This is a genomic window from Sphingobium sp. SJ10-10 (assembly GCF_036038995.2).
Lineage (GTDB): Bacteria > Pseudomonadota > Alphaproteobacteria > Sphingomonadales > Sphingomonadaceae > Sphingobium.
The window spans coordinates 895,720-919,105 of the sequence record NZ_CP158132.1 but is presented as its reverse complement, the minus strand read 5'-3'; the positions used below and the strand labels follow the sequence as shown (position 1 = coordinate 919,105).

Sequence of the window (23,386 nt, the reverse complement as noted above, 5' to 3'; positions counted from 1 at the left end):
GTTATCCCCGAGCAAGCCGCTGCATCCGCGCTTCGATCTTGTTCTGCGCCAATATGGCGCGCATGCGCATCAGCACGATCGCGACGAAAAGCAAGGTAAATCCAAGCAGGGTGAAACCGAGCGGCCAGAGCAGCGCTGTATCGATGCTCGACCCGCGCAGGGTGATGCTGGGGCCTTGATGCAGGCTGTTCCACCACACCACGGACCGGTTGATGATCGGGATGTTGATCGCTCCGACCAGCCCGAAAATGGCAGTCACGGGACTGACCCCGCCGCTGCCCTGCCGCGCGCTGGCATTGGCGAGCGCGATATAGCCGAGATAGAGGAACAACAGCACCAGCATGGAAGTCATTCGCCCGTCCCATTCCCACCAGGTGCCCCAGGTCGGACGCCCCCAGATCGATCCGGTGATGAGGCAGATCGCGGTGAAAAAGGCTCCCGGCACGGCGATGGCCCGTCCCGCCACGGCGGCAAGCGGATGACGCCAGACCAGTTGCATCAGCGCGGCGATGGCGATGCCAGTCCATCCCCCCATGCCGAGCCAAGCGGCGGGAACATGGATATAAAGGATGCGCACCGTATCGCCCTGAAGATAATCCGCCGGCGTCACGAACAGGCCGCAGCCAGCCCCGGTCAGCAGCAAAATCAGCCCCGGCCAGAACAGCCAGACCGTCAGCGGCCGGGCAATTTTGAGGAAGCGTGCAGGATTGGCGAAACGATGCATGAGAAGAGGCTATTAGCTTTCCAAATGCCTCAAGGCCAGTAGGCCTTTTTCCCAATTTAAGTCGCCGGAAAATCGCGATTGCCCCCGGCCACGTCCCCTTTTTTGTGACAGACAGGCGACAAACCGTCCCTGACGCACTATATGCGCGCAAAAGCCGCCCTGATGAGTGCGGACAGGATTGGCAATGGACCATCAAAAACCCATGTTTACGACGAACCCGTTCGACGACGACAAACTGCGTGAGGAATGCGGCATTTTCGGCGTTTTCAACGCTGAAACCGCATCCGCCATGGTCGCTCTTGGCCTTCATGCGCTCCAGCATCGCGGCCAGGAAGCCGCGGGCATCACCAGTTGGGATGGCCATGATTTCCACACCCATCGGGCGATGGGGCATGTGGCTGGCAATTTCGACCGCGACGAAGTGATTCGGGCTCTTCCCGGCGGCGCGGCCTGCGGCCATGTCCGCTATTCGACTACCGGCGAAACCTCGCTGCGCAACGTCCAGCCTCTTTATGCAGAGCTGAGTTCGGGCGGTTTCGCCGTCGCGCATAACGGCAATATTTCCAATGCCATGAAGCTGCGCCGGGAACTGATCCGCCGCGGATCGATCTTCCAGTCGACCTCCGATACGGAGGTCATCATCCATCTGGTCGCCACCTCGACCTACCGGACGCTGCTCGACAAATTCATCGATGCGCTGAAGCAGGTCGAAGGCGCCTATTCGCTGATCGTCATGACGCCCGAAGGCATGGTCGCCTGCCGCGACCCGCTGGGCATCCGGCCGCTGGTGATGGGCAAGCTGGGCGATTCGATCATCTTCGCTTCCGAAACCGTCGCCTTCGACGTGGTGGGCGCGGAGCATGTCCGCTCGATCGATCCGGGCGAACTGGTCATCGTCACACATGACGGCGAAGTGCGCAGCCACCGCCCCTTTGGCGAGACGCACGCGCGCCCCTGCATTTTCGAACATGTCTATTTCAGCCGTCCCGATTCGGTCGTCGACGGCTCCAGCGTCTATTCCGTCCGCAAGGCGATCGGCGCGCAGCTTGCCATCGAAAATCCGGTCGAGGCGGACTATGTCATCCCGGTGCCCGACAGCGGCGTTCCGGCAGCGATCGGCTATGCCCAGCAGTCAGGCATTCCCTTCGAACTGGGCATCATCCGCTCGCACTATATCGGCCGCACCTTCATCCAGCCGGGCGACAAGGTCCGGCATCTGGGCGTGAAGCTGAAGCATAATGCCAATCGCGCCCTGATCGAGGGCAAGCGCATCGTCCTGATCGACGATTCGATCGTGCGCGGCACCACCTCGCTCAAGATCGTGCAGATGATGCGCGAAGCGGGCGCCAAGGAGGTGCATATGCGCATCGCCAGCCCGCCGACCAAACATAGCTGCTTCTACGGCGTCGACACGCCGGAGCGAACCAAGCTGCTGGCGCATCGTCTGGACATTGGCGGAATGCAGGATTTCATCCACGCCGACAGCCTGTCCTTCATCTCGATCGATGGCCTGTACAAGGCGCTGGGTGAAGCCAAGCGCGCAGACATCCGGCCGCAATATTGCGATGCCTGTTTCACCGGCGATTATCCCACGACCCTGACCGACCAGGACGAAGTCGTGGTGCAGAACCAGCTCGAATTGCTGGCCGAACGGGTGGTCTGAACCCCTTTTCTTTCGCTACATGGACGGGCCTGACGCTTTGCAGCTTCCGCCCCGTCTCTTCCTGACCCTGATGAGGGATATTCCATGTCGACTCAGCCTCTTTCCGGCCAGCCCCTTTCCGGTAAGCTTGCTCTCGTCACCGGGGCGAGCCGTGGCATCGGCGCCGCCACGGCAGAAGCATTGGCCGCCGCTGGCGCGCATGTCATCCTTACCGCCCGGACCAACGGCGGGCTGGAAGAGGTAGAGGATCGCATCCATCAGGCCGGCGGCAGCGCGACCATAGCGCCACTGGACCTGATCGACGGCGAAAGTGTCGGGCGATTGGCGCAAGCCATTTCAGGCCGCTGGCAGGCGCTCGACATATTGGTTCTCAATGCGGCGACGCTGGGCAGCCTCGCTTCGGTTCCAGCCATCGACGCGAAGGAATTCGCTCGTTTGCTGACGCTGAACATAGCCGCGCCCCAAGCCTTGATCGCCGCCTTTGACGGCATGCTCCGGGCGAGTGGCGATGCGCGGGTGGTGGCCATCACCTCCTCGGTCGGCGCAAAACCGCGGGCTTATTGGGGCGCTTATGGGGCTTCGAAAGCGGCGCTGGAAACGCTGGTCGGCGCCTATGGCGAGGAAGTGAAGAATATTTCCGCCATTCGTACCCATATCGTCGATCCGGGCGCCACGCGTACGGCGATGCGCGCGCGCGCTTTTCCGGGTGAAGATGCAGCGACGCTCAAGGAGCCGGCTATTGTGGGACGCGCTATTGTCGATCTGGTGATTGCGGATACGCCCGACGGATACCGGACGCGTATCGATTAGGCGTTCGGGATTCGATCGTGGCTGAAATTGGCCCTAAGCAGATGTTGATAATATCGTCATCCCAGCGAAAGCTGGAATCTCAGGCGATAGCGCACGGCCTAACCTCACGAGATCCCAGCTTTCGCTGGGATGACGGAAATGGTGTCAGCTCCATCCATTGCAGCCATAGGCTAAGCTGAATTCCTCACATTCTAAGCCGGCTTCACCAGCGTAACCTGCGCGACATCGATCGTGCCGCCGCGAAAGCCGCCTTCGCAATACATCAGATAATAGCGCCAGAGATCGACGAAATGCTGGTCGAAACTGGCGGGCAGCAGCCCCTTGTCGATCGCCCGGTCGAAGCGTTCGCGCCACCGCCGAAGCGTTTCGGCATAGTGCGGCCCAAAGCGGTGGACATCGCACCATTCCAGGCTCCGGGCTTCCGCCAGGGCGCGAAAGCGGCTTTCTGAAATCAGCATGCCGCCCGGAAATATATAGGTCTGGATGAAGTCGGCCCCGCGGGCATAGCTTTCGAATATCGCGTCATCGATCAATATATATTGAATTGCCGCCCGCCCTCCCGGCTTGAGCATCCTGGCGATCGCCTCAAGATAGGCGGGCCAATAGCGTTCCCCTACCGCCTCCACCATTTCCACGCTCGCGATCGCGTCATATTGCCCCTGGGCGTCGCGATAATCGCGAAGAATGATGTTCGCCCCAGACCCCAGCCGATCACGAGCATAGTGCGCCTGCTCGACCGACAGCGTAAGCCCGTCATAATGGATCGGGCAGCGCGCCATCGCCTGCTCGGCAAGGCCGCCCCAACCGCAGCCGATCTCCAGCAACGAGTCGCCTTCGCGCAGGTCGAGCCGGTCGAGAATGGCGTCGACCTTCCTCTGTTGCGCCCGTTCGAGACTTTCGATCCGGTCATCGGGATCGCGAAACAGGCCGCTGGAATAATGCATGGTCCGGTCGAGCCACAATCCATAGAAATCATTCCCCAGATCATAATGATAGGCGATGTTGCGGCGTGAACCCTTGCGGCTGTTGCGGCGCGCCCAATGCACCACCCGGCCGATCCAGCGGGCTGGCCCGCGTGGACGGGCGACATTGCCCAGGCTGACGGCATTGGCCATGAACAGGGCGAAAAGCGGAACCGGGTCGGGACTGGTCCACTCCCCGCGCGCCCAGGCTCTGTACCAGCCCGCCGATCCGCCAGCGATCAGGCGAAGCAGCGCCCGCCACCGCAGCAGATGAACCTCGCATTCCGGCCCCGGTTCTCGACAGCCGAGCAAGCGCTGGCTGCCGTCGGGCAGAATGGCGTGCAAGGAGCCCCTCTCCAGCCCCAGATCGATGCGGTCGAGCAGCTTGTGAAATTGCCGGGCCGCAAGCTGGCCCAGCCACGCGTGGCTGCGGCGATCCAGCGGGCGCCTGACCGGCACTGCCGCCCTGCCGCGACGAGGTTCGATGGCGTTCATTTTTCCATTCTGCCCGATGGTTTACGGCATCGCAATCATGGCCTGCTGTGACGCCAGGCGGCCAGAGCCCTCTCCCGTCCTTCCCTGTGGCCGATGCACTTGGCCGGATAATCGGGCGGGCGCACGCCATGAATGTCGGGGTCGTGAATGCGATCATCGTCCAGATGCGCCAACTCCGGCACCCATGTCCTGATATAGCCGGCGGCGTCGAACTTTTCCGACTGTGTCAGGGGCGCCATGATACGCGAAAAGATATTGGCATCGACGCCGCTGCCCGCAACCCATTGCCAGTTGACGCTGTTGTTGGCGTAGCTTGCATCGACCAGCGTATCCCAGAACCAGCGCGCGCCGTGCCGCCAGTCGATCAGCAGATGCTTGATCAGGAAACTTGCCGCGATCATGCGGACGCGATTGTGCATCCAGCCGGTCGTCCAGAGCTGGCGCATCCCCGCATCGACGATCGGATAGCCGGTGCACCCGGTTTTCCAGGCCTGGAAATCGCTTCCGGCCTCCCTAAGATCGCGCCAGGGCATGGCGTCGAACGCCTCCCGCGCATTTTCGGAACCATAAGTGGGCATCGCCCAGATCTGGGTGTGAGCATAATCGCGCCAGATCAGTTCCTTGAGGAAGGTGGTCGCATCGCCGGGCGCTCCGGCAACCCGGTGCCACACATAGGCGGGGGAGACCTCCCCGAAATGGAGATGGGGCGAAAGGCGCGAGCTTCCCTCCTGCGACGGCAGGTTCCGCGCTCTGTCATAATCCGCCGCCTTGTCCAGAAATGCCGCGACATTGGCCCGCGCCCCCGCCTCGCCAGGCGTCCAGTCGCGGGAAAAGGCCGCGGCCCAATCCGGCTTCGTCGGCAAAAGCCGCCAATCGTCGAGCGAATCGCTTTTCGGCCATTGCGGAGGCGCGTCTATATGCGAGGGCGCATGGGCTGGCGCAGCGGGGGGCATCTGTTCCATCACGGCGCGCGCGAAGGGCGTGTAGATTCGATAGCTGTTTCCTCCGCCCGTCCGCACCGCACCCGGCGGCAGCAACAACCCGCCATCGTGCAGGCAAAGGTCCAGCCTTTTGGCGAGCGCCTTTTCCGCATTGCGCCACCAGGGCTCATAATGGTGCAGCGCATGAACGCGCCGGGCTCCAGTCTCCTCGGCAATTTGGATGAGCTGATCGATGCAGTCGCCCTGCCTCAGAATCAGGCGGGAACCCTTGTCCCGCAGATTTTCATCCAGACTGGCCAGGCTGTGATGCAGCCACCAGCGCGATGCACCGCCGATTTTCCACTGACGGGGCGCCTGATCGTCCAGCACATAGACGGGAATCACCGGCCCCTCCTGCACGGCGGCGGCCAGCGCGGCCTGATCGGCAAGGCGCAGATCCTGGCGAAACCAGACGAGAACGGGGTTCGGCATGGAAGCGGCCATGCCATGGGCGGGGCGCGGTTCCAAGCCTTTGTCCCCATTTGATGCGAAGCGCTGCACAAATCGCCGCGTCGGACATTTTCGGCCATGGACGTGCGCCGTGGCGCCGCTTATTCTCGCACTGCACAAAGCGGCAAGCCGGGCGCAACGCCGGGGCGGCATGCTGGGGACAACGACCAGGGACTAAAGATGGCGTCGATGCCGAATGATTCAGAACTCGCCTACCGGCCGTGCGTCGGTATCATGCTCGTCAACATGGATGGCCAGGTCTTCGTGGGCCAGCGGATCGATAATGCGGTCGAAGCCTGGCAGATGCCGCAGGGCGGCATCGATGACGGCGAAGACATGAAGGCCGCCGCTCTCCGCGAACTGAACGAGGAGACCGGCATCATCCGCGAGCATGTCGAAATCATCGCCAAGGCCCGGGAAGAGCATTTCTATGACTTGCCGCCCGAGCTGATCGGCAAGCTGTGGGGCGGCAAATATCGCGGCCAGCGGCAATATTGGTTCCTTGCGCGCTTTCTGGGCGCCGACGAGGATATCGATATCCAGACGGCGCATCCGGAATTTCGCGAGTGGAAATGGGCCGAGCCGGAAAGCCTGCCCGACCTGATCGTGCCGTTTAAACGCAAGCTCTACCGCGATATTCTACAGGAATTCAGGGACTTGATCTGAAAGAGGGTTAAAATCAGCGATCATGCCCGTATGAGGAGGCGCATGCTTCATTGCCTGGCCCTTCTTCCCCTCCTCCTGTCGACGCCTGCCTGGGCCGACTATCCCGTGCTTCTGCCGCCATCGGTGCGGGAGATGCTGGAAGCGGCCATCGCCAACGGCAATGAGACCGAGATCGCCACGGTCGCCAAGATCGCCAAGCAGACCAATCCCGGTTCCGCCGACGAGATCCAGCGCATGGTCAACAGTTGGAAGGAACGGACCAAGGCCACGCAGGAAACCGTGATTCGGGAAGCCCGCTTTACCGAATTGTGGACGGGAAAGGTCGAAGCCGGCGGATTCCGCTCCACTGGCTCCACCAGCGAACTCGGCATCAGCGCCAACGCCGCGATCAAGCGGACAGGCATCCAATGGTCGCACAAGCTGGCCGCCAGCATCGATTACCGCCGCGCCAATGGCGTGACGTCACGCGAACGCTACACTGCCAGCTACGAACCGCGTTATGAATTCGATCCCAGGGGCTTCGCCTACGGGCTGACGCAATTCGAGCGGGACACATCGATCGGCTATGATGAGCGTTATACCGCCTCGGCCGGCATCGGTTACAAGGTGATCGTCAGCAAACCGATCGACCTTTCGCTGGATGCAGGCCCTTCGATCCGTCACGCCAAATATATCATCGGTGAGCGCGAGACCAAATTGGGAGCCCGCGCGTCCATGGACTTCGCCTGGCGGCTGGCGCCGACGCTGATTTTCAAGCAGACCGCGTCGGGCTATGCGGAAAGCGACGTCTATACGCTCAATTCGCTGACATCGCTCGTGACGAAGGTTGGGACGCGCTGGTCGGCCGCCTTTTCCTACAATGTGCAATATGAATCGGAAACGCTGCTGTCGGCGCGGGATTCCGATACGCTGAGCCGCCTGACCCTCACCTACGACTTTTAGGGCCGAGGGGTGGAGGCGCCGTCTCCGCTCTGATAGGGTCGCAAGGATGAGAGGCATTTCGTCGTTCGAACGGAGCGTCATGGAAAGCGCGGCAAACGCGCCCATGCTCGCCCAGACTGAAAAATGGGCGGCGGTGAACAGCGGGTCGCGCAATCTGCCTGGCCTCGCGACCATGGCGGCGATGCTGGCAGATGCCTTTGCCGGATTGCCGGGCGCGATTTCCCTGGTCGATCCCGACCCTGTCGAGACGGTCCGGCCCGATGGGCGCTTGGGAGTCTTGACTCATGGAAGCCATTTTCGCCTCTCGGTCCGGCCGGAGGCGCCCATGCAAATCCTGCTCACCGGCCATATGGATACGGTCTTTCCAGTCGATCACGCCTTTCAGGCGCTGCGATGGATCGATCCGGCGACCTTGAACGGGCCGGGCGTGGCGGACATGAAGGGTGGGCTCGCCGTCATGCTGGCTGCCTTGCACGCGGTGGAGACGGCGCCAGACGCGGAGCGACTTGGTTATGATGTGATCATCAACAGCGATGAGGAAGTCGGCAGCCCTTCCTCGGCAGCGCTGTTGCGACAGCTCGCGGTGGGCAAGCTTGCCGCCTTCACCTACGAACCGGCCCTGCCCGACGGGACGCTGGCAGGTGCGCGGGCGGGCAGCGGCAACTTCGCCATCATCGTCACCGGTAAGAGCGCGCATGCCGGGCGTAATCCGCAGGACGGGCGAAACGCGCTGCTGGCGGCGGCCGATCTCGCGCTGCGGCTGAAGGCGGGCAGCGGGAACGGCTTTTCCTGCAATCCAGCGCGGATCGAGGGCGGCGGCCCCAATAATGTCGTGCCCGATCATGCCCTTCTGCATGTCAATTTCCGGCCCAGGACGCCGGCTGACGAACAGGCCGCCGACGACCTGCTGAAAGACGCCATGGCGCAGGTTGCGCGGGATCATGAGGTGACGCTTCACCGCCATGGCGGATTTGGCCGTCCGCCCAAGCCGATGGATGCGCAGGCGGAAGCCTTGTTCGGGCTCGTGCGGCAATGCGGGGCAGATCTGGGCCTTTCCATTGCCTGGCGGGACACGGGTGGCGTGTGCGACGGTAATAATATCGCAGCATGCGGCGTGCCTGTGGTCGACACCATGGGCGTGCGCGGCGGCAATATTCACAGCGATTCGGAATATCTGATCGTCGACAGCCTGGCCGAAAGGGCACAATTGTCGGCATTGACGCTGCTTCGGATTGCCGAAGGACGTTTCACGAAGGGGATGAAGGCATGAGTTTTTTCATGCGAACAGCGCGTGCCGACGATTTGCAGACCCTTTATGAGATGGCGAAGCTGACCGGAGGTGGTTTCACGAATTTGCCGCCCGATCGCAAAGCGCTCGCCGCCAAGCTGGAACGGACCGAACAGGCGCTGGCCCGCCAGACCGAGAGCGTCGAGGACGAATTGATCGTCATGGTGCTGGAAAACAGCGAGACCGGGCAGGTCCGCGGCACCTGCCAGATTTTCAGCAAGGTGGGTCAGAACTGGCCTTTCTATTCCTATCGGCTGGGCGTGCTCACCCAGCATAGCCGGGAGCTTTCGCGGACCTTCCGGGCCGAGATGCTCTCGCTCGTCACCGATCTGGAAGGATCGACGGAAGTGGGCGGCCTGTTCCTGCATCCCCGCGAGCGGGCGGAGGGTCTGGGCCTGTTGCTGGCGCGCAGCCGTTATCTCTACATCCGCAACCATCGCGCTCGCTTCGGGGAGCGGATCATCGCTGAGTTGCGCGGCGTGATCGACGAAGCGGGCGGATCACCCTTTTGGGACGGTCTGGCCGGGCGTTTCTTCGGCATGAGCTTTCAGGAGGCGGACGAGTTCAATGCGGTGAACGGCAACCAGTTCATCGCGGACCTGATGCCCAAGACGCCGATCTACACCGCCATGCTGACCGACAGCGCCCGCGGCGTCATCGGCATGCCGCATCCCAATGGCCGGGCGGCGATGCGGATGCTGGAGACGGAGGGCTTCACCAATCCCGGCTATGTCGACATTTTCGACGGCGGGCCGACCATGGTGGGGCAGATCAATGCGCTGCGCACCATCGCCCACGCCGCCGACGTCACGCTGGGCGCCGTGCACGAAAAGGGCGGGGACAAGGTGCTGGTGGCGACCGGGCGGCTGGCGGATTATCGCTGCACCTATGGCTTCGTGGTCGAGCAGGACGATGGCAGCCTGTCGCTCGACCGGGATTCGGTCCAATTGCTGGGGCTGGAGCCGGGGCAGAATTTCACCATGGCGGAACGGGCATGACGGCGAGGGAAATCAATTTCGACGGGCTGGTCGGCCCCAGCCATAATTATGCGGGCTTGAGCCTCGGCAATCTGGCCTCTTCGCGCAATGCGGGAGCGGTGTCATATCCCAGGGCGGCAGCGTTGCAGGGGATCGAGAAGATGCGGTCGAACCTTCGCCTGGGGCTGACGCAAGGCCTGTTTCTGCCGCAATGGCGGCCCGATGGCGCGTGGCTGGCGGCGCTCGGAACCGATGTCGGCAATGCGGAAGCGCATATCCGCGCTGCCGCCATGTCGGCCTCTTCCATGTGGGCGGCCAATGCCGCCACCGTCTCACCCGCTGCCGACACGGCCGACGGACGCACGCATCTGACCGTCGCCAATCTCGTCACCATGCCTCATCGCAGCCATGAATGGCCGCAAACCCTGGCGCAATTGCGGATCGCCTTTTCCGACCAGAGCGCTTTTGCCGTCCACGGTCCCATCCCCGCCCCCTTTGGCGATGAGGGCGCGGCCAATCATATGCGCCTATGCAACAGCCATGGCGAAGCGGGCGTGGAGATATTCGTCTATGGCCAGTCGGGTGGCCCCTTCCCGGCCCGCCAGCATGTCGAGGCGAGCAAGGCCGTCGCCCGGCTGCACCAGCTCGATCCGGAGCGCACATTGTTCGTCATGCAGTCGGAAGAGGCCATCGCCGCGGGCGCCTTCCACAATGACGTCGTCGCCGTCGCCAATGAGCGCGTGCTCTTCACCCATGAACAGGCCTTTGCCGACAAGGGGCGTTTCTACGCCGATCTGCGCGCCAAGCTGCCTTCGGTTGAGATTGTAGAGGTTCCCGCCAGCGCGATCAGCCTATCCGACGCGATCCGCAGCTATATCTTCAACGCGCAGCTTGTGACTTTGCCCGATGGCACCATGGCGCTGATCCTGCCGACCGAGGCGCGGGATATGCCGGCCATATGGTCATGGCTGAAACAGATGGTTGCGGGCAACGGCCCGATCCGAAAACTGGTGCCCGTGGACGTGCGACAGTCCATGGCCAATGGCGGCGGCCCCGCCTGCCTGCGCCTGCGCGTCGTGGCCGATCCTGCCAATATCGATCCCCGCTTCCTGGTGGACGAGGCGACGCTGGACGGCATTGCCGACATCGTCCGGGATTATTGGCCCGAAACCATCGCGCCGGACGATCTGGCAGACACCCGGCTGATCGCCCGCATCGAACAATCATGGTTAACGCTTGTTGACCATTTGCAACTTTCGGGCGATTTAATTCCCTGACGGCAGACAAGCCGGGCGGAATCAGATGGAACGGATCAAGCGCCTCTTCACCATCAAGACCAAGTTCGAGGCATTTCTCGTAATCTACGCCCTGGCGCTTGGCGCGACCGAGCGGGGCTTTGTCTACATGCAACAATATCCGGGCACCGGCGGGCATCTGCTGGCGCTGGCCTGCACGGGCAGCGTGTTCATGGCCGGCGGCATGCTCCTGGACGCCGTGGAGATGCGGCGCAGCGCCTACAGCGCCTATTAAGCTTGTATCCGCCGCCTGCGCCATGCAGGAGCGGCGTCATGGCTGCCATCATGTTTCAGGGAACCGGATCGGACGTCGGCAAATCCTTGCTGGTTGCGGGATTTTGCCGCGCCCTGGTCCGTCGCGGATACGAAGTCCGGCCTTTCAAGCCGCAAAATATGTCCAATAATGCCGCCGTCACCGCCGATGGCGGAGAGATCGGGCGAGCGCAGGCGCTTCAAGCCATCGCGGCACGAGTCGAACCGCATACGGACATGAACCCGGTCCTGCTGAAACCGCAGGCCGATCGCACGTCGCAACTTGTCGTTCATGGCCAGGTCCGGGGGAAACTCAGCAGCGGGAATTTCCGGTCGGCGCGGGGAGAATTGCTGGAGGCTGTGCTGGCCAGCTATCGCCGGTTGCAGGCGCAATGCGATATCGTCGTGGTCGAAGGCGCCGGATCACCCGCGGAAGTGAACCTGCGGGCGGGCGACATCGCCAATATGGGCTTTGCGCGGGCCGCCGATGTTCCGGTGATCCTGGTGGGCGACATCGACCGGGGCGGCGTGATCGCGGCCATCGCTGGAACGAAAGTGGTGATCGATCCCGCCGACGCGGCGATGATCCATGGCTTCCTGATCAACAAATTCAGGGGCGATCCCGCGCTTTTCGAGGACGGCTATCGCCATATCGAGCAATTGACCGGATGGAGGGGCTTTGGCGTCATCCCCTGGCTCAGTCAGGCCAGCCGCCTGCCGAGCGAGGACGCGGTGGTGCTGGAACGCACGCAGGGCCGTCTGAACGAAAGGCTGATGATCGCCTGCCCGATCCTGCCGCGCATCGCCAATTTCGACGATCTCGACCCGCTGAAGCTGGAGCCCGGCGTCGATGTTGTCATGGTGCCGCCGGGCCAGCCCATCCCGGCAGAGGCCGCGCTCATCATCCTGCCCGGCTCCAAAGCCACCATTGCGGATTTGCAGGCGGTTCGAGATCAGGGGTGGGACATCGATATCCGCGCGCATCATCGGCGCGGCAGGCCGATATTGGGCATTTGCGGCGGCTATCAGATGTTGGGGCGACGAATAGACGATCCGGACGGAATCGAAGGTCCGCCCGGCAGTGTCGATGGCCTTGGCCTGCTAGACGTGGAAACCCGGCTGACCCCGGTCAAGACGTTGGAGAGAACGAGCGGAACCGCGCTGGGGCAGGCATTTTCGGGCTATGAAATGCATGTCGGCATGACCGACGGCCCCGACTGCGCGCAGCCTTTCGCCATCGTGGAAGCAGGCCGGCCGGATGGCGGGTCGAGCAAGGACGGCACGGTCATGGGCACCTATATACACGGCCTGTTCGCCAGTACCGGGTTGCGCGCAGCCTTTCTGGCGCGGCTTGGCCACGAGTCCGCCCTGGGGGACTATCAAATGTCGGTGAACGACGCGCTGGATCAGATAGCGATGCAGTTGGAAGAGCATGTGGACATGGACGCGCTGGTCCGGATCGCCATCCGTTGAGAGGGTCGCTGCGCGCAAGGGAAGACTGCCTCATTGCGGGACGGTCGCCCATCTATGCTGTTGGTTATATTTACGAAAAATCGGCAAAATATTATGCTAAGACATTAGGCATATTGCTAATAATATAGCCGACAAGACAGGGGCAAGGGGGAGATTATGTTACGTAACCTTCATAAACCAGCCGCCCCGATGAAGGCCGCCTTGTCATCGTGCAGGCGCCATTTTCTTTCTTCTCTGATATTCAGCGCATTGATGAACGTCCTTTATATCGGACCTGTTCTCTATATGCTGCAGGTATATGATCGGGTCGTCGCCGGACAGGGCAGACTGACCCTTTTCTTTCTGACCATCATCATCATCTTCGTCATCGCTACGTTGGCGCTGCTCGAACAGGTGCGCTCCCGCCTGCTGGTGCGGGCGAGCATCCGGTTCGACCGGCAACTTGCCGGTCTGTTGCTCGACACGACCTTGAGCGGGCGTGGCTCGACCGGCGAGGCCATGAACAAGCAGGTTCTGCGCGAATTCGACACGCTGCGACAAGCGCTGACCGGGCCGACGATCCTGTCGATCTTCGATTTTCCCTGGAGCCCCGTTTACGTCATCGTCTGCTTCCTGATCCACCCGGCCATCGCCGCGATGGCGGTCGTGGGCGGCGGCGCGCTCCTCTTCATCGCCCTGTGTAATGAAAGACAGACCAACGCCCCGCTGAAACAGGCCAATGAGGCCGCGAACAAGGCCTATGTCAGCCAGGAGCAGACGCTTGCCGGGGCGGAGGTGATCCGCGCGCTGGGCATGCGAAGCGCGCTGGTGCGCCGCCATCTGATCGAACGTCGGGCCATGCTGAACCTTCAGGCCAATGCGAGCTTCGCGGGCGGCCATTATGTCGCCATCAGCAAGTTCATCCGCCTGGTCCTGCAATCGCTGGCGCTGGGCCTGGGCGCGTGGCTGGCGATCAACAACCAGATTTCGGCAGGCGCGATCTTCGCCTCCTCCTTCCTGATCGGGCGCGCACTGGCGCCGATCGACCAGTTGCTGGGCGCATGGCGCAATGTCGTCCATGCACGGGCGAGCTATACGACGCTCAACGATCTGCTGGCCGGCAGGGATGCGGACATCGCGCTCACCCGGCTGCCCGCACCGATCGGGCATGTCGCCGTCGAACATCTGACCTATTTCACCCCCGGCCTGGACAAGCCGATATTGGCCGACATCAACTTCACCATGGAACCGGGCGAAGTCGTCGCGATCGTCGGGCCGAGCGGCGCGGGCAAATCCACTTTGCTGCGCATGTTGTCCGGCGCGGCGCGTCCCCTGCGCGGATCGATCCGCTATGACGGCGCGAACATTCAGGATTGGGATTCGGAACGGCTGGCCAGCTTTGTCGGCTATCTGCCGCAGGACACATCGCTGTTCGCCGGAACGATCAAGGAGAATATCGCGCGCTTCGGCAATTTCCTGTCGGACGATGAAGAAGCCATCGACAACAACGTGATCGAAGCGGCCCGGCTGAGCGGCGCGCACGACATGATCCAGCATTTGCCGGGCGGATATAATCTGACGCTGGCCTGGGGCGGGCGCGGGCTTTCCGCCGGGCAGGCGCAGCGGGTGGGGCTCGCCCGGGCTCTCTATGGCGCGCCGCCGCTCATTTTCCTGGACGAGCCCAATGCGCATCTCGACGCCGAAGGAGAGGTGCGGCTGGTGGCAACGCTGGCCGACCTCAAGAAGAGGAACGCTTCCGTCGTCATCGTCGCCCATCGCATGGGGATATTGGGCGTGGTCGACAAGATCATGGTGATGCGCGACGGACGGGTCGAAGCCTTTGGCGGGCGCGATGAAGTGCTGGGGCGGCTGAAGGCGATCCGCTCCGAAGATCATCCTGCGCCACAGTCTGCGGAGGGGTAAGGCCGTCATGGGGGATATTCAGATCAGCGACGCCAGCGGGACCGTCCAGCTCTACCACCCTGCCGCCAAAGACGCCGAAATGATCGATGACCGGCCGGATCGCGACATGCGGACGGGCACCATCATCGCCGTGCTGTTCTTCGTCCTGTTTCTGGGCTGGGCAGCCTTTGCGCGGCTGGATGCGGCGGCCTATGCGCCCGGCCGACTCACCGTGTCCGGGCAACGGCAATCGGTGCAGCATCGCGACGGGGGCGTGGTGGGCGCGATCTTCGTGAAGGAAGGACAGCATGTCCGGCAGGGCCAGCCGCTGATGGAGCTGGCATCGGCCGAAGTACGGGCCCAGGCGCGCATGTATGGCGCGCAGTTCATCGCACTCAAGGCGCAACGGGCAAGGCTGATAGCCGAACAGCTAGGCGCCAGCCATATCGATTGGCCCGCCGAATTCGCCACCCTCAAGGGGCAGGAGCAGGAGGATGCGCAGGAAGCGATCCGCCTTCAATTGACGCAGTTCAATGCCCGCTCCTCAGTGCTGACGGCGCAGACCGGCGTGCTGCGCGAGCAGGCCAGTCAGGTGCAGCAGACGGCGCGCGGCTATCATTCGCAACTGGCAGCGTCGACCGAACAGGCAAGGTTGATCGGGGAAGAACTGGAGAGCCTGCGCGACGTAGCGGAAAAGGGCTTCGTCTCCAAATCGCGGATCAGAGCGCTGGAGCGGGCGCGGGCCGATCTTCAAGGGCAGGAAGGGCAATTTTCCGCCAGCATCGCTCGCTCCGGCGCGGAAGCGGGCGAAAACCGGTTGAAAGCGCTGGAGGCGGAAAAGGCTTATAAGGAACGGGCCGCATCGGAATTGCGTGACGTGGAATTCTCGCTCAACGAAGTGCTCCCCAAATATCGCGCGGCGAAGGATCAGTTAGCGCGGCTCCAGATCCGGGCACCCGCGACGGGCACGATCGTCGGCCTCAACGTCTTTACCGTCGGCGGGGTGATTTCCCCCGGACAGAAATTGATGGACATCGTCCCCGACCGGGCGGGCCTGGTCATAGAGGCGCGGATCTCGCCGGAAGACATTGACGACCTGAAGGCGGGCCAGAAGGCGCAGATCAAGTTCAACAGCCTGCATGAGCGCGACCTGCCGATCATGGACGGCCAGATCACCCGGCTGTCGGCTGACAGCTTTCAGGACGAAAAGGCGGGCGTATCCTTCTACACTGCCGAAGTGCTCGTGCCGTCGAAGGAACTGGAGGTCATCAGGACCGTGCGCGGCCAGGATTTCAGTCTGAAGGCGGGGATGCCGGTGCAGGTGCTGGTGCCGCTGCGGCGGCGGACGGCGTTGCAATATGCGTTCGAACCGCTCACCCAATCGCTGTGGCTGTCCTTCAGGGAGCATTGATCCTCAACAGGTCATTGCAGCTCCGGACTGATGCGCCCTTGAGACCTGTTTTCCGGCAAATTTGGGAAGTGGCGCACCCGGAACGATTCGAACGTCCGACCCTCAGATTCGTAGTCTGATGCTCTATCCAGCTGAGCTACGGGTGCGTTGTGGAGGGGCAGATAGAAGGGGCAGAGCAGTCTGGCAACCCCCAAACTGGACTATTTCAAATTAAAAAATGCCGCTCGCTATCCATCGCTGACAAGCGTGATCATCGCCCGTTGCAACGGGATTGAACAGAGAAATCCAAGGGGAAATGGCGCACCCGGAACGATTCGAACGTCCGACCCTCAGATTCGTAGTCTGATGCTCTATCCAGCTGAGCTACGGGTGCGTTGGAGTGGCGCAGATAGAAGCGACCGCGCCTTTGAGCAAGCCCTTTTTACACTTTTCCGACAGCCCGGCCGATCGGCGGCGCTGAACCGCAACCTTTGTCCGGGTCCGCTCGTTCGACGGTCAGGAAAGGATGCTGAGATGATCTTCACCCTCAACGATATCGCGCTGCTGCTGATCGTGCTGCTCGTGGGGCTGGTTCTGGGCCTCATCATGAGCGGGCGGGGCAAATATAAGCGCTATTGGCGCGATGAACAGCTTGCCCACGCCCAGGCGATCAAGGATCGTGATGCGCGGCTGACGGCGGCGCAGGAACAGATAGCGGAACTGGAACGCCAGTCGGGGCCGATCGGCCGAGGCGGCGCTGCGATAAGTGCGGGAGCCGTGCACGGCCGCGACGATTTCAGACGTATTCGCGGCATCACGCCGCAGGATGAAATCGCGCTCCATGAGGCAGGCTATCAGCGCTATGGTCAGATCTCCACCATCAGCAGCGAGCAGGAAGCCGCGCTGGAGACGCGATTAGGCCTTCGGCAAGGCGTGATTTCGCGGGAGGAATGGCGGGAGCAGGCCCGTCTGCTCGACGCCCGCAAGGATGATGAGCATGCGCGGCTTTATGAACAGCGCACCACCCATGTTGAAAAATAAGGGGCGGGATCATGTCCCGCCCCCTGGCTATTACTTCCGGTTCGCCAGCGCCGCCTGGGCAGCGGCAAGGCGAGCGATCGGCACACGATAAGGCGAAGCCGAGACGTAATCCAGGCCAGTCTGCTCGCAGAAGGCAATGGAGGCCGGGTCGCCGCCATGTTCGCCGCAGATACCCAGCTTGATGCCGCTGCGGGTTGCACGGCCACGTTCGGCAGCCAATTGGATGAGTTCACCCACGCCTTCGACATCGATGCTGACAAACGGGTCGCGGGCAAAGATGCCCTTGTCGACATATTGCGTCAGGAAACGGCCGGCGTCGTCGCGGCTGATGCCGATGGTCGTCTGCGTCAGGTCGTTGGTGCCGAAGGAGAAGAACTCGCCCACTTCAGCGATCTCGCCCGCCCTCAATGCAGCGCGCGGCAGTTCGATCATGGTGCCGACCAGATATTCGACGCTGGCGCCCTGCTCCTCGAATACTTCGCTGGCGACGCGATCGACGATCACCTTCATCAGTTCCAGCTCTTTCTTCGTCGCGACGAGCGGGATCATGATTTCGGGGATCGGCGCTTCACCGCTGCGCTGCTTGATGATCAGCGCGGCTTCGAAGATGGCGCGGGCCTGCATTTCGTAGATTTCAGGATAGGTGACGCCCAGACGGCAACCGCGATGGCCCAGCATCGGGTTGAACTCGTGCAGTTCCGCGGCCCGGCGCTTGAGCGTTTCCACGCCGACGCCCGCCGCCTTGGCCACTTCCTCGAACTCCGCTTCGCCATGCGGCAGGAATTCGTGCAGCGGCGGATCGAGCAGGCGGATGGTGACGGGCAGGCCCGCCATCACCATGAAAATCTGCGCGAAGTCATCGCGCTGCTCGGGCAGCAGCTTGTCGAGCGCCACGCGGCGGCCCTTTTCGCTGTCAGCGAGGATCATCTCGCGGACGGCGGTGATGCGGGCGGCGTCGAAGAACATATGCTCGGTGCGGCACAGGCCCACACCTTCCGCGCCGAAATCGCGGGCAGTCTGGCAGTCCAGCGGGGTTTCGGCATTGGCGCGGACCTTGAGGCGGCGAACCTTGTCGGCCCAGGCCATCAGCACACCGAAGTCGCCGGCCAGTTCAGGCTGCACGGTCGGCACTTCGCCCGCCATCACTTCACCGGTCGCGCCATCGATGGTGAGGATGTCACCTTCCTTGAGCGTGCGGTCGCCAATACGGAGCGTCTTGGCATTGTTGTCGATCGACAGGCTGCCTGCACCGGAGACGCAGGGGCGGCCCATGCCGCGCGCCACCACGGCGGCGTGGCTGGTCATGCCGCCACGCGCGGTCAGGATGCCCTTGGCCGCGTGCATGCCGTGAATGTCTTCCGGCGAGGTTTCGACGCGGACGAGGATGACCGAATCGCCCAACTCATTGCGACGCTCGGCGGTGTCGGCGTCGAACACGATCGCGCCCGAAGCTGCACCCGGCGACGCGGGCAAACCCTTGGTCAGCACATCGCGGGGCGCCTTGGGGTCGAGCGTCGGGTGAAGAAGCTGGTCGAGCGCGGCGGGATCGACGCGGGCGACGGCTTCTTCTTCCGTGATCAGGCCTTCATTCGCCATATCCACCGCGATCTTGAGCGCGGCCTTGGCGGTGCGCTTGCCCGAACGGGTCTGGAGCATCCAGAGCTTGCCCTGCTGCACCGTGAACTCGATGTCCTGCATGTCGCGATAATGTTTTTCGAGGATCTCGAACACCCGCGCCAGTTCGGCATAGGTTTCGGGCATCGCCTCTTCCATCGAGAGCGGCTTGGCCCCTGCCCGCTCGCGTGCTGCAAGCGTCAGATATTGCGGCGTGCGGATGCCCGCCACCACGTCTTCGCCCTGGGCGTTGATGAGATATTCGCCATAATAGGCGTTCTCGCCGGTCGCGGGGTCGCGGGTGAAGGCAACGCCGGTGGCCGAGGTGTCGCCCATATTGCCGAACACCATCGCCTGCACGTTGACGGCGGTGCCCCAATCATGCGGGATCGAGTTCAGGCGGCGATAGACCTTGGCACGGTCGGCCTGCCAGGATCCGAACACGGCGCTGATCGCGCCCCAGAGCTGGTCGTTCACATCCTGCGGAAAGGGCTTGTTCCAAAGCTTTGAAACAAGAGCCTTATATTCGGCCACCAGCGCCTTCCAGTCGGCGGCGGACATTTCAGTGTCGAGCGTGTAGCCCTGGTCTTCCTTGGCGATTTCAAGGGCTTCCTCGAAGGCGCCATGGTCGAGTTCCAAAACTACGTCCGAATACATCTGAATGAAACGGCGATAGCTGTCCCAGGCGAAACGCTCATCGCCCGACGCGGCGGCAAGGCCGAGCACGGTTTCGTCGTTGAGGCCGAGGTTGAGCACAGTGTCCATCATGCCGGGCATCGAAATGCGCGCGCCGGAACGGACCGACACCAGCAGCGGGTCGGCCTTGTCACCGAACTTCTTGCCGGTGATGCCCTCGATATGGGCGATGCCGTTCGCAACTTCCGCCTTCAGGCTTTCGGGATAGACGCCACCATCGGTGTAATAGCGGGTGCACATCTCGGTCGTGATGGTGAAGCCCGGAGGCACAGGCAAGCCGATGGCGGCCATGCCGTCCAGATTGGCGCCCTTGCCGCCGAGAAGATTCTTGTTCCCCTGGCCGCCGTCATCGACGCCGCCGCCGAAACGATAAACATAACGGGTCGCGGTCGTGCTCATGCTGGCCTCTTCCATTGTCAACATAATCGCGGCTCTCCTGCACTGATTGCCGTGTATTTGTGCGATGCAACAAAACTTAAACAACAGGCGGGCGATAAACGCACCCGCTTTTACGACGATTGCTCTCCGTTTCCACTGATTTTCCCGCTTATGCGGGTATGTTTTGGTATTAACCCGTAATTTTCGAGAAGTCGGCTACCGCATGGACAGCGTCCCGCACCCGCGCAAGCAGCGCGAGACGAGCAGTGCGTTTGGCCGGGTCTGCGTCGTTCACCGTCACGCTTTCGAAAAAGGCGTCGATCGGCGCGCGCAATGTTGCAAGTGCGGCCATGGCGCCTTCGAAATCCTCCGCCGTGACGGCAGCGGTGGCGCGAGGCTCTGCGGCGTCGAGGGCGGCGATCAGGTCGGCCTCTGCCTGTTCGGGGGCGTAGGTCAATTCGACCTTCTCGGCGGTTTCGACACCTTCCTTTTTGAGGATGTTGGCGGCGCGCTTGTAACCGGCGAGCAGGTTGGCGCCGTCATCGGCGACGATGAAGGACTGGAGCGCCTTCACGCGGGCGAGCAGGCGGACGAGATCGTCCTCTCCGCCGAGCGCGAACACCGCGTCGATCAGGTCGTGGCGGACGCCTGCTTCCTTCTGCTGGACCTTTAGGCGGTCGGCCAGAAACGGTAAGACGCCTGGACCAGAAGCCATCACAGCATCGTGCACATCAGCTGCATATTTGATGAGCGGCGCTAACTCGTTGCTATAAAGCATCCTGCCACCCTCGTTATTAACACGAGAGATTGATCCGTCCACATTCCGCGTAATTGGACGGCCAGCGAGCCAATCCTGATAAATGTCGTCAGCAAACGAACTATAGCCGGAAGGTTCAAGCCCTCTACACGCAATTTGTTTAGCGAGCAGCGCTAGGTACTGAGGCCCGACCTTAGAAAAGGGTAGCCGAATTTCAGATTGCCCAATCAACGCGATGATACTCAACCCAGCCCTGCGCAGAGCAAACGGATCCTTCGATCCGGTGGGTTTCTCATCGATGGCGAAGAAAGCAAAAATGTTATCCAGCTTATCTGCCAAAGAGACGGCAACGGTTACGGGAGCCGTGGGCACTTCGTCGCCTTGACCGATCGGCTTATAATGATCCCGAATTGCATCAGCTACGGCAGCGGGTAAATCTTCGGCGCGGGCATAATAGCCGCCCATGACGCCTTGAAGCTCAGGGAACTCGCCCACCATTTCGGTGACGAGGTCGGCCTTGGCGAGGCGCGCTGCCTGTTCGGCCTGATCGGCGTCCGCACCCTTGACGATGCCTTCTTCCACCAGCCAGCGGGCGAGCTTCGCGACGCGCTCCACCTTGTCGGCCACGGTGCCCAGCTTTTCGTGGAAGGTGATCCGCTCCAGCTTCTTCGCGTGGTCCTCCAGCTTCGTCTTGCGATCCTGCTCCCAGAAGAAGCGAGCATCCGACAGACGCGCAGCCAAGACCTTGCGGTTGCCCGCAATGATTGCCGCGCCGCCATCTTTCGCCTCGATATTGGCGGTGCAGATGAAGGCCGGGGCGAGCTTGCCCGCCGCATCACGCAGAACGAAATATTTCTGGTTGATACGGAGGGTTAGCTGAATAACTTCAGGCGGAACCTCAAGAAAGGCCGGGTCGAAATCGCCCAGCAGCGGCACCGGCCATTCGGTCAGGCCCGCATTTTCCGCGATAAGGCCTTTATCCTCGATCACCGTATAGCCATGGGCGGCGGCGGCTTCATTCGCCTTGGCCTCGATGATCGACTGGCGTTCCTGATGACTGACGATCACATGGCAGGCGCGCAGCTTTTCGACATAGTCGTGTGCGCTGCCGATGGTGATCTCGCCGGGATGATGGAAGCGGTGGCCAAGCGTGGCATAGCCCGATTTCACGCCTTCGATCTCAATGTCGACCAGATCGTCGCCCAGGATCGCGACGATGCCTTGTAGCGGGCGGACCCAACGCAGGCTTTCCGTCGTCTGCGAAGCGACGCCCCAGCGCATGGACTTGGGCCAGGGGAAGGCGCGGATGAGGGTCGGGACGGCTTCGGCCAGCACCCCAGCGGTGGCGCGGCCGGGCTTGTTGACCACGGCGAACCAGACGCCGTCGCGCTCTTCGAGTTGATCTTGCGTCAAACCCGTCTTGCGGAGGAAGCCTTCAAGCGCCTGCGCAGGCGCCGACGTGCGCGGGCCTTTATACTCCTCGCTGACAGCCGCAGTTTCCAGCGGCAGGTTGCGCGCGATCAGCGCGAGGCGGCGCGGCGTGACAAAGCTGTCGATGCTCTCCGGCTTCAGACCAGCCTTCACCAGTTCCTCGGTGAAGAGGCGGGCCAGGTCTTCCGATGCCTTCAATTGCATCCGTGCCGGAATTTCCTCGCAGCGCAGTTCGAGCAGGAAATCGGTCATCACGCGGCCCACCCGTTCACTTCCATCCACTTTTCGCAGGCGCCTTTGGCCAGATCGCGCACGCGGCCGATATAGCTGGCGCGTTCCTGCACCGAAATGACGCCGCGCGCCTGGAGCAGGTTGAAGACATGGCTTGCCTTGATCGCCTGGTCATAGGCGGCGAGCGGAACCCCGGCCTCCAGCGATGCCTTGCATTCCGCCTCGGCGTCCTTGAACCAGCGGAACAACTTTTCAGTGTCGGCGATCTCGAAATTCCATTTCGACATCTGCCGCTCATTCTCAAGAAACACGTCGCCATAGGTGACGCCCGCGTCATTGAATTTGAGGTCGTACACGCTGTCGACGCCCTGAATATACATGGCGAGCCGTTCGAGGCCGTAGGTCAGCTCGCCCGCGACGGGCTTGCAATCGAAGCCGCCCATCTGCTGGAAATAGGTGAATTGGGTGACTTCCATCCCGTCGCACCAGACTTCCCAGCCAAGACCCCAGGCGCCCAGCGTCGGGCTTTCCCAATCGTCCTCGACGAAGCGGATGTCGTGGACCAGCGGATCGATGCCGATCTCCACCAGTGAACCCAGATACAGTTCCTGAAGGTTCGCCGGAGACGGCTTCATGATGACCTGATATTGGTAATAATGCTGGAGCCGATTGGGATTTTCGCCATAGCGGCCATCGGTTGGGCGGCGGCTGGGCTGCACATAGGCGGCGTTCCAGGCGTTCGGGCCAAGGCTGCGCAGCGTCGTCGCCGGATGGAAGGTGCCCGCGCCCACTTCCATGTCATAGGGTTGCAGGATGACGCAACCTTGGCGACCCCAATAGGCATGGAGCGTCAGGATCAGATCCTGAAAGGAGAGCGCTTTGCTTGTCGCCACGGATGATCCCCAGAAATCACGGCTCGAAAAATGACGGTTCAATTGCGGCGCGCCTTGGCGCAGCGAGGGCGCAGGGTCAAGGGAAAGAGGGCGGGAA

18 protein-coding genes and 2 tRNA genes are annotated in these 23,386 nt (G+C 62.2%); 12 read left to right on the top strand and 8 right to left on the bottom strand.

Annotation, left to right across the window (positions count from 1 at the left end):
* Position 1 precedes the first annotated feature (1 nt).
* Positions 2–724, bottom strand: coding sequence for a heme ABC transporter permease CcmC (gene ccmC, locus VVT58_RS04420; RefSeq protein WP_327754724.1), 723 nt, complete (start codon positions 722–724; stop codon positions 2–4).
* Between the two features lie 184 nt (positions 725–908).
* Here ccmC and purF point away from each other — a divergent pair, with 184 nt between their 5' ends.
* Positions 909–2,387 carry an amidophosphoribosyltransferase gene (purF, locus tag VVT58_RS04415; protein ID WP_066557927.1) on the top strand — a complete coding sequence of 493 codons (1,479 nt, stop codon included), beginning with the start codon at positions 909–911 and terminating at the stop codon, positions 2,385–2,387.
* Between the two features lie 84 nt (positions 2,388–2,471).
* Positions 2,472–3,197, top strand: a complete 726-nt coding sequence (locus tag VVT58_RS04410; protein ID WP_327754723.1) for an SDR family NAD(P)-dependent oxidoreductase — start codon at positions 2,472–2,474, stop codon at positions 3,195–3,197.
* Between the two features lie 191 nt (positions 3,198–3,388).
* Here the strand turns inward: VVT58_RS04410 and VVT58_RS04405 are convergent, their stop codons facing one another.
* Both VVT58_RS04405 and VVT58_RS04400 read right to left on the bottom strand, forming a co-directional pair.
* The gene (locus VVT58_RS04405) at positions 3,389–4,654 is read right to left on the bottom strand and encodes a cyclopropane-fatty-acyl-phospholipid synthase family protein (RefSeq protein ID WP_327754722.1); all 1,266 of its coding nucleotides are present in this window, start codon (positions 4,652–4,654) and stop codon (positions 3,389–3,391) included.
* A gap of 35 nt (positions 4,655–4,689) precedes the next feature.
* A complete protein-coding gene (locus VVT58_RS04400; protein ID WP_327754809.1) occupies positions 4,690–6,066 on the bottom strand; it encodes a deoxyribodipyrimidine photo-lyase in 1,377 nt (458 codons plus the stop codon).
* Between the two features lie 198 nt (positions 6,067–6,264).
* Between VVT58_RS04400 and VVT58_RS04395 the strand changes: the two genes are divergently transcribed.
* The 9 genes from VVT58_RS04395 to VVT58_RS04355 all read left to right on the top strand — a co-directional run bounded on the left by VVT58_RS04395 (position 6,265) and on the right by VVT58_RS04355 (position 16,269).
* On the top strand, positions 6,265–6,750 hold the full coding sequence (locus VVT58_RS04395; RefSeq protein WP_327754721.1) for an RNA pyrophosphohydrolase: 486 nt from the start codon (positions 6,265–6,267) through the stop codon (positions 6,748–6,750).
* Positions 6,751–6,792: 42 nt separating this feature from the next.
* Positions 6,793–7,692 carry a DUF481 domain-containing protein gene (locus VVT58_RS04390; protein WP_327754720.1) on the top strand — a complete coding sequence of 300 codons (900 nt, stop codon included), beginning with the start codon at positions 6,793–6,795 and terminating at the stop codon, positions 7,690–7,692.
* Between the two features lie 46 nt (positions 7,693–7,738).
* Positions 7,739–8,962, top strand: coding sequence for a hydrolase (locus tag VVT58_RS04385; protein ID WP_327754719.1), 1,224 nt, complete (start codon positions 7,739–7,741; stop codon positions 8,960–8,962).
* The gene (locus VVT58_RS04380; RefSeq protein WP_327754718.1) at positions 8,959–9,978 is read left to right on the top strand and encodes an arginine N-succinyltransferase; all 1,020 of its coding nucleotides are present in this window, start codon (positions 8,959–8,961) and stop codon (positions 9,976–9,978) included. The genes VVT58_RS04385 and VVT58_RS04380 overlap by 4 nt, the downstream gene beginning before the upstream one ends.
* Positions 9,975–11,234 (top strand): N-succinylarginine dihydrolase, encoded by a 1,260-nt coding sequence (locus tag VVT58_RS04375; RefSeq protein WP_327754717.1) that lies wholly within the window; start codon positions 9,975–9,977, stop codon positions 11,232–11,234. Before VVT58_RS04380 ends, VVT58_RS04375 begins: the two co-directional genes overlap by 4 nt.
* Positions 11,235–11,259: 25 nt before the next feature.
* Complete coding sequence (locus VVT58_RS04370; RefSeq protein ID WP_066557959.1) at positions 11,260–11,487, top strand: hypothetical protein; 228 nt, start codon at positions 11,260–11,262, stop codon at positions 11,485–11,487.
* Between the two features lie 38 nt (positions 11,488–11,525).
* Positions 11,526–12,977: a cobyric acid synthase gene (locus tag VVT58_RS04365; RefSeq protein WP_327754716.1), complete on the top strand. Its 1,452-nt coding sequence runs from the start codon at positions 11,526–11,528 to the stop codon at positions 12,975–12,977.
* A 189-nt stretch (positions 12,978–13,166) separates the two neighbouring features.
* The gene (locus VVT58_RS04360) at positions 13,167–14,879 is read left to right on the top strand and encodes a type I secretion system permease/ATPase (protein ID WP_327754808.1); all 1,713 of its coding nucleotides are present in this window, start codon (positions 13,167–13,169) and stop codon (positions 14,877–14,879) included.
* Positions 14,880–14,886: 7 nt separating this feature from the next.
* Positions 14,887–16,269, top strand: coding sequence for an HlyD family type I secretion periplasmic adaptor subunit (locus VVT58_RS04355; RefSeq protein WP_327754715.1), 1,383 nt, complete (start codon positions 14,887–14,889; stop codon positions 16,267–16,269).
* 69 nt (positions 16,270–16,338) lie between these two features.
* Here VVT58_RS04355 and VVT58_RS04350 read toward each other — a convergent pair.
* Positions 16,339–16,415, bottom strand: a tRNA-Arg gene (locus VVT58_RS04350).
* A 150-nt stretch (positions 16,416–16,565) separates the two neighbouring features.
* Positions 16,566–16,642 (bottom strand) — tRNA-Arg (locus VVT58_RS04345).
* 140 nt (positions 16,643–16,782) lie between these two features.
* Here VVT58_RS04345 and VVT58_RS04340 point away from each other — a divergent pair.
* On the top strand, positions 16,783–17,289 hold the full coding sequence (locus tag VVT58_RS04340; RefSeq protein WP_327754713.1) for a hypothetical protein: 507 nt from the start codon (positions 16,783–16,785) through the stop codon (positions 17,287–17,289).
* 30 nt (positions 17,290–17,319) lie between these two features.
* On the opposite strand, the gene ppdK is transcribed toward VVT58_RS04340, so the two are convergent.
* From ppdK to VVT58_RS04325, 3 genes are all read right to left on the bottom strand, one after another.
* Positions 17,320–20,022 carry a pyruvate, phosphate dikinase gene (ppdK, locus tag VVT58_RS04335; RefSeq protein WP_327754712.1) on the bottom strand — a complete coding sequence of 901 codons (2,703 nt, stop codon included), beginning with the start codon at positions 20,020–20,022 and terminating at the stop codon, positions 17,320–17,322.
* Between the two features lie 145 nt (positions 20,023–20,167).
* Entirely contained in the window at positions 20,168–22,417 is a 2,250-nt protein-coding gene (glyS, locus tag VVT58_RS04330) for a glycine--tRNA ligase subunit beta (protein WP_327754807.1), read from the bottom strand.
* Positions 22,417–23,289 (bottom strand): glycine--tRNA ligase subunit alpha, encoded by an 873-nt coding sequence (locus VVT58_RS04325; protein ID WP_046763280.1) that lies wholly within the window; start codon positions 23,287–23,289, stop codon positions 22,417–22,419. Before VVT58_RS04325 ends, glyS begins: the two co-directional genes overlap by 1 nt.
* Positions 23,290–23,386: the final 97 nt, after the last annotated feature.

What these genes read in the sequence shown, in the direction of transcription:
- ccmC (WP_327754724.1), bottom strand. Translation starts at nt 724, where the DNA reads ATGCATCGTTTCGCCAATCCTGCACGCTTCCTCAAAATTGCCCGGCCG.
- purF (WP_066557927.1), top strand. Translation starts at nt 909, where the DNA reads ATGGACCATCAAAAACCCATGTTTACGACGAACCCGTTCGACGACGAC.
- VVT58_RS04410 (WP_327754723.1), top strand. Translation starts at nt 2,472, where the DNA reads ATGTCGACTCAGCCTCTTTCCGGCCAGCCCCTTTCCGGTAAGCTTGCT.
- VVT58_RS04405 (WP_327754722.1), bottom strand. Translation starts at nt 4,654, where the DNA reads ATGAACGCCATCGAACCTCGTCGCGGCAGGGCGGCAGTGCCGGTCAGG.
- VVT58_RS04400 (WP_327754809.1), bottom strand. Translation starts at nt 6,066, where the DNA reads ATGCCGAACCCCGTTCTCGTCTGGTTTCGCCAGGATCTGCGCCTTGCC.
- VVT58_RS04395 (WP_327754721.1), top strand. Translation starts at nt 6,265, where the DNA reads ATGGCGTCGATGCCGAATGATTCAGAACTCGCCTACCGGCCGTGCGTC.
- VVT58_RS04390 (WP_327754720.1), top strand. Translation starts at nt 6,793, where the DNA reads ATGCTTCATTGCCTGGCCCTTCTTCCCCTCCTCCTGTCGACGCCTGCC.
- VVT58_RS04385 (WP_327754719.1), top strand. Translation starts at nt 7,739, where the DNA reads ATGAGAGGCATTTCGTCGTTCGAACGGAGCGTCATGGAAAGCGCGGCA.
- VVT58_RS04380 (WP_327754718.1), top strand. Translation starts at nt 8,959, where the DNA reads ATGAGTTTTTTCATGCGAACAGCGCGTGCCGACGATTTGCAGACCCTT.
- VVT58_RS04375 (WP_327754717.1), top strand. Translation starts at nt 9,975, where the DNA reads ATGACGGCGAGGGAAATCAATTTCGACGGGCTGGTCGGCCCCAGCCAT.
- VVT58_RS04370 (WP_066557959.1), top strand. Translation starts at nt 11,260, where the DNA reads ATGGAACGGATCAAGCGCCTCTTCACCATCAAGACCAAGTTCGAGGCA.
- VVT58_RS04365 (WP_327754716.1), top strand. Translation starts at nt 11,526, where the DNA reads ATGGCTGCCATCATGTTTCAGGGAACCGGATCGGACGTCGGCAAATCC.
- VVT58_RS04360 (WP_327754808.1), top strand. Translation starts at nt 13,167, where the DNA reads ATGAAGGCCGCCTTGTCATCGTGCAGGCGCCATTTTCTTTCTTCTCTG.
- VVT58_RS04355 (WP_327754715.1), top strand. Translation starts at nt 14,887, where the DNA reads ATGGGGGATATTCAGATCAGCGACGCCAGCGGGACCGTCCAGCTCTAC.
- VVT58_RS04340 (WP_327754713.1), top strand. Translation starts at nt 16,783, where the DNA reads ATGATCTTCACCCTCAACGATATCGCGCTGCTGCTGATCGTGCTGCTC.
- ppdK (WP_327754712.1), bottom strand. Translation starts at nt 20,022, where the DNA reads ATGTTGACAATGGAAGAGGCCAGCATGAGCACGACCGCGACCCGTTAT.
- glyS (WP_327754807.1), bottom strand. Translation starts at nt 22,417, where the DNA reads ATGACCGATTTCCTGCTCGAACTGCGCTGCGAGGAAATTCCGGCACGG.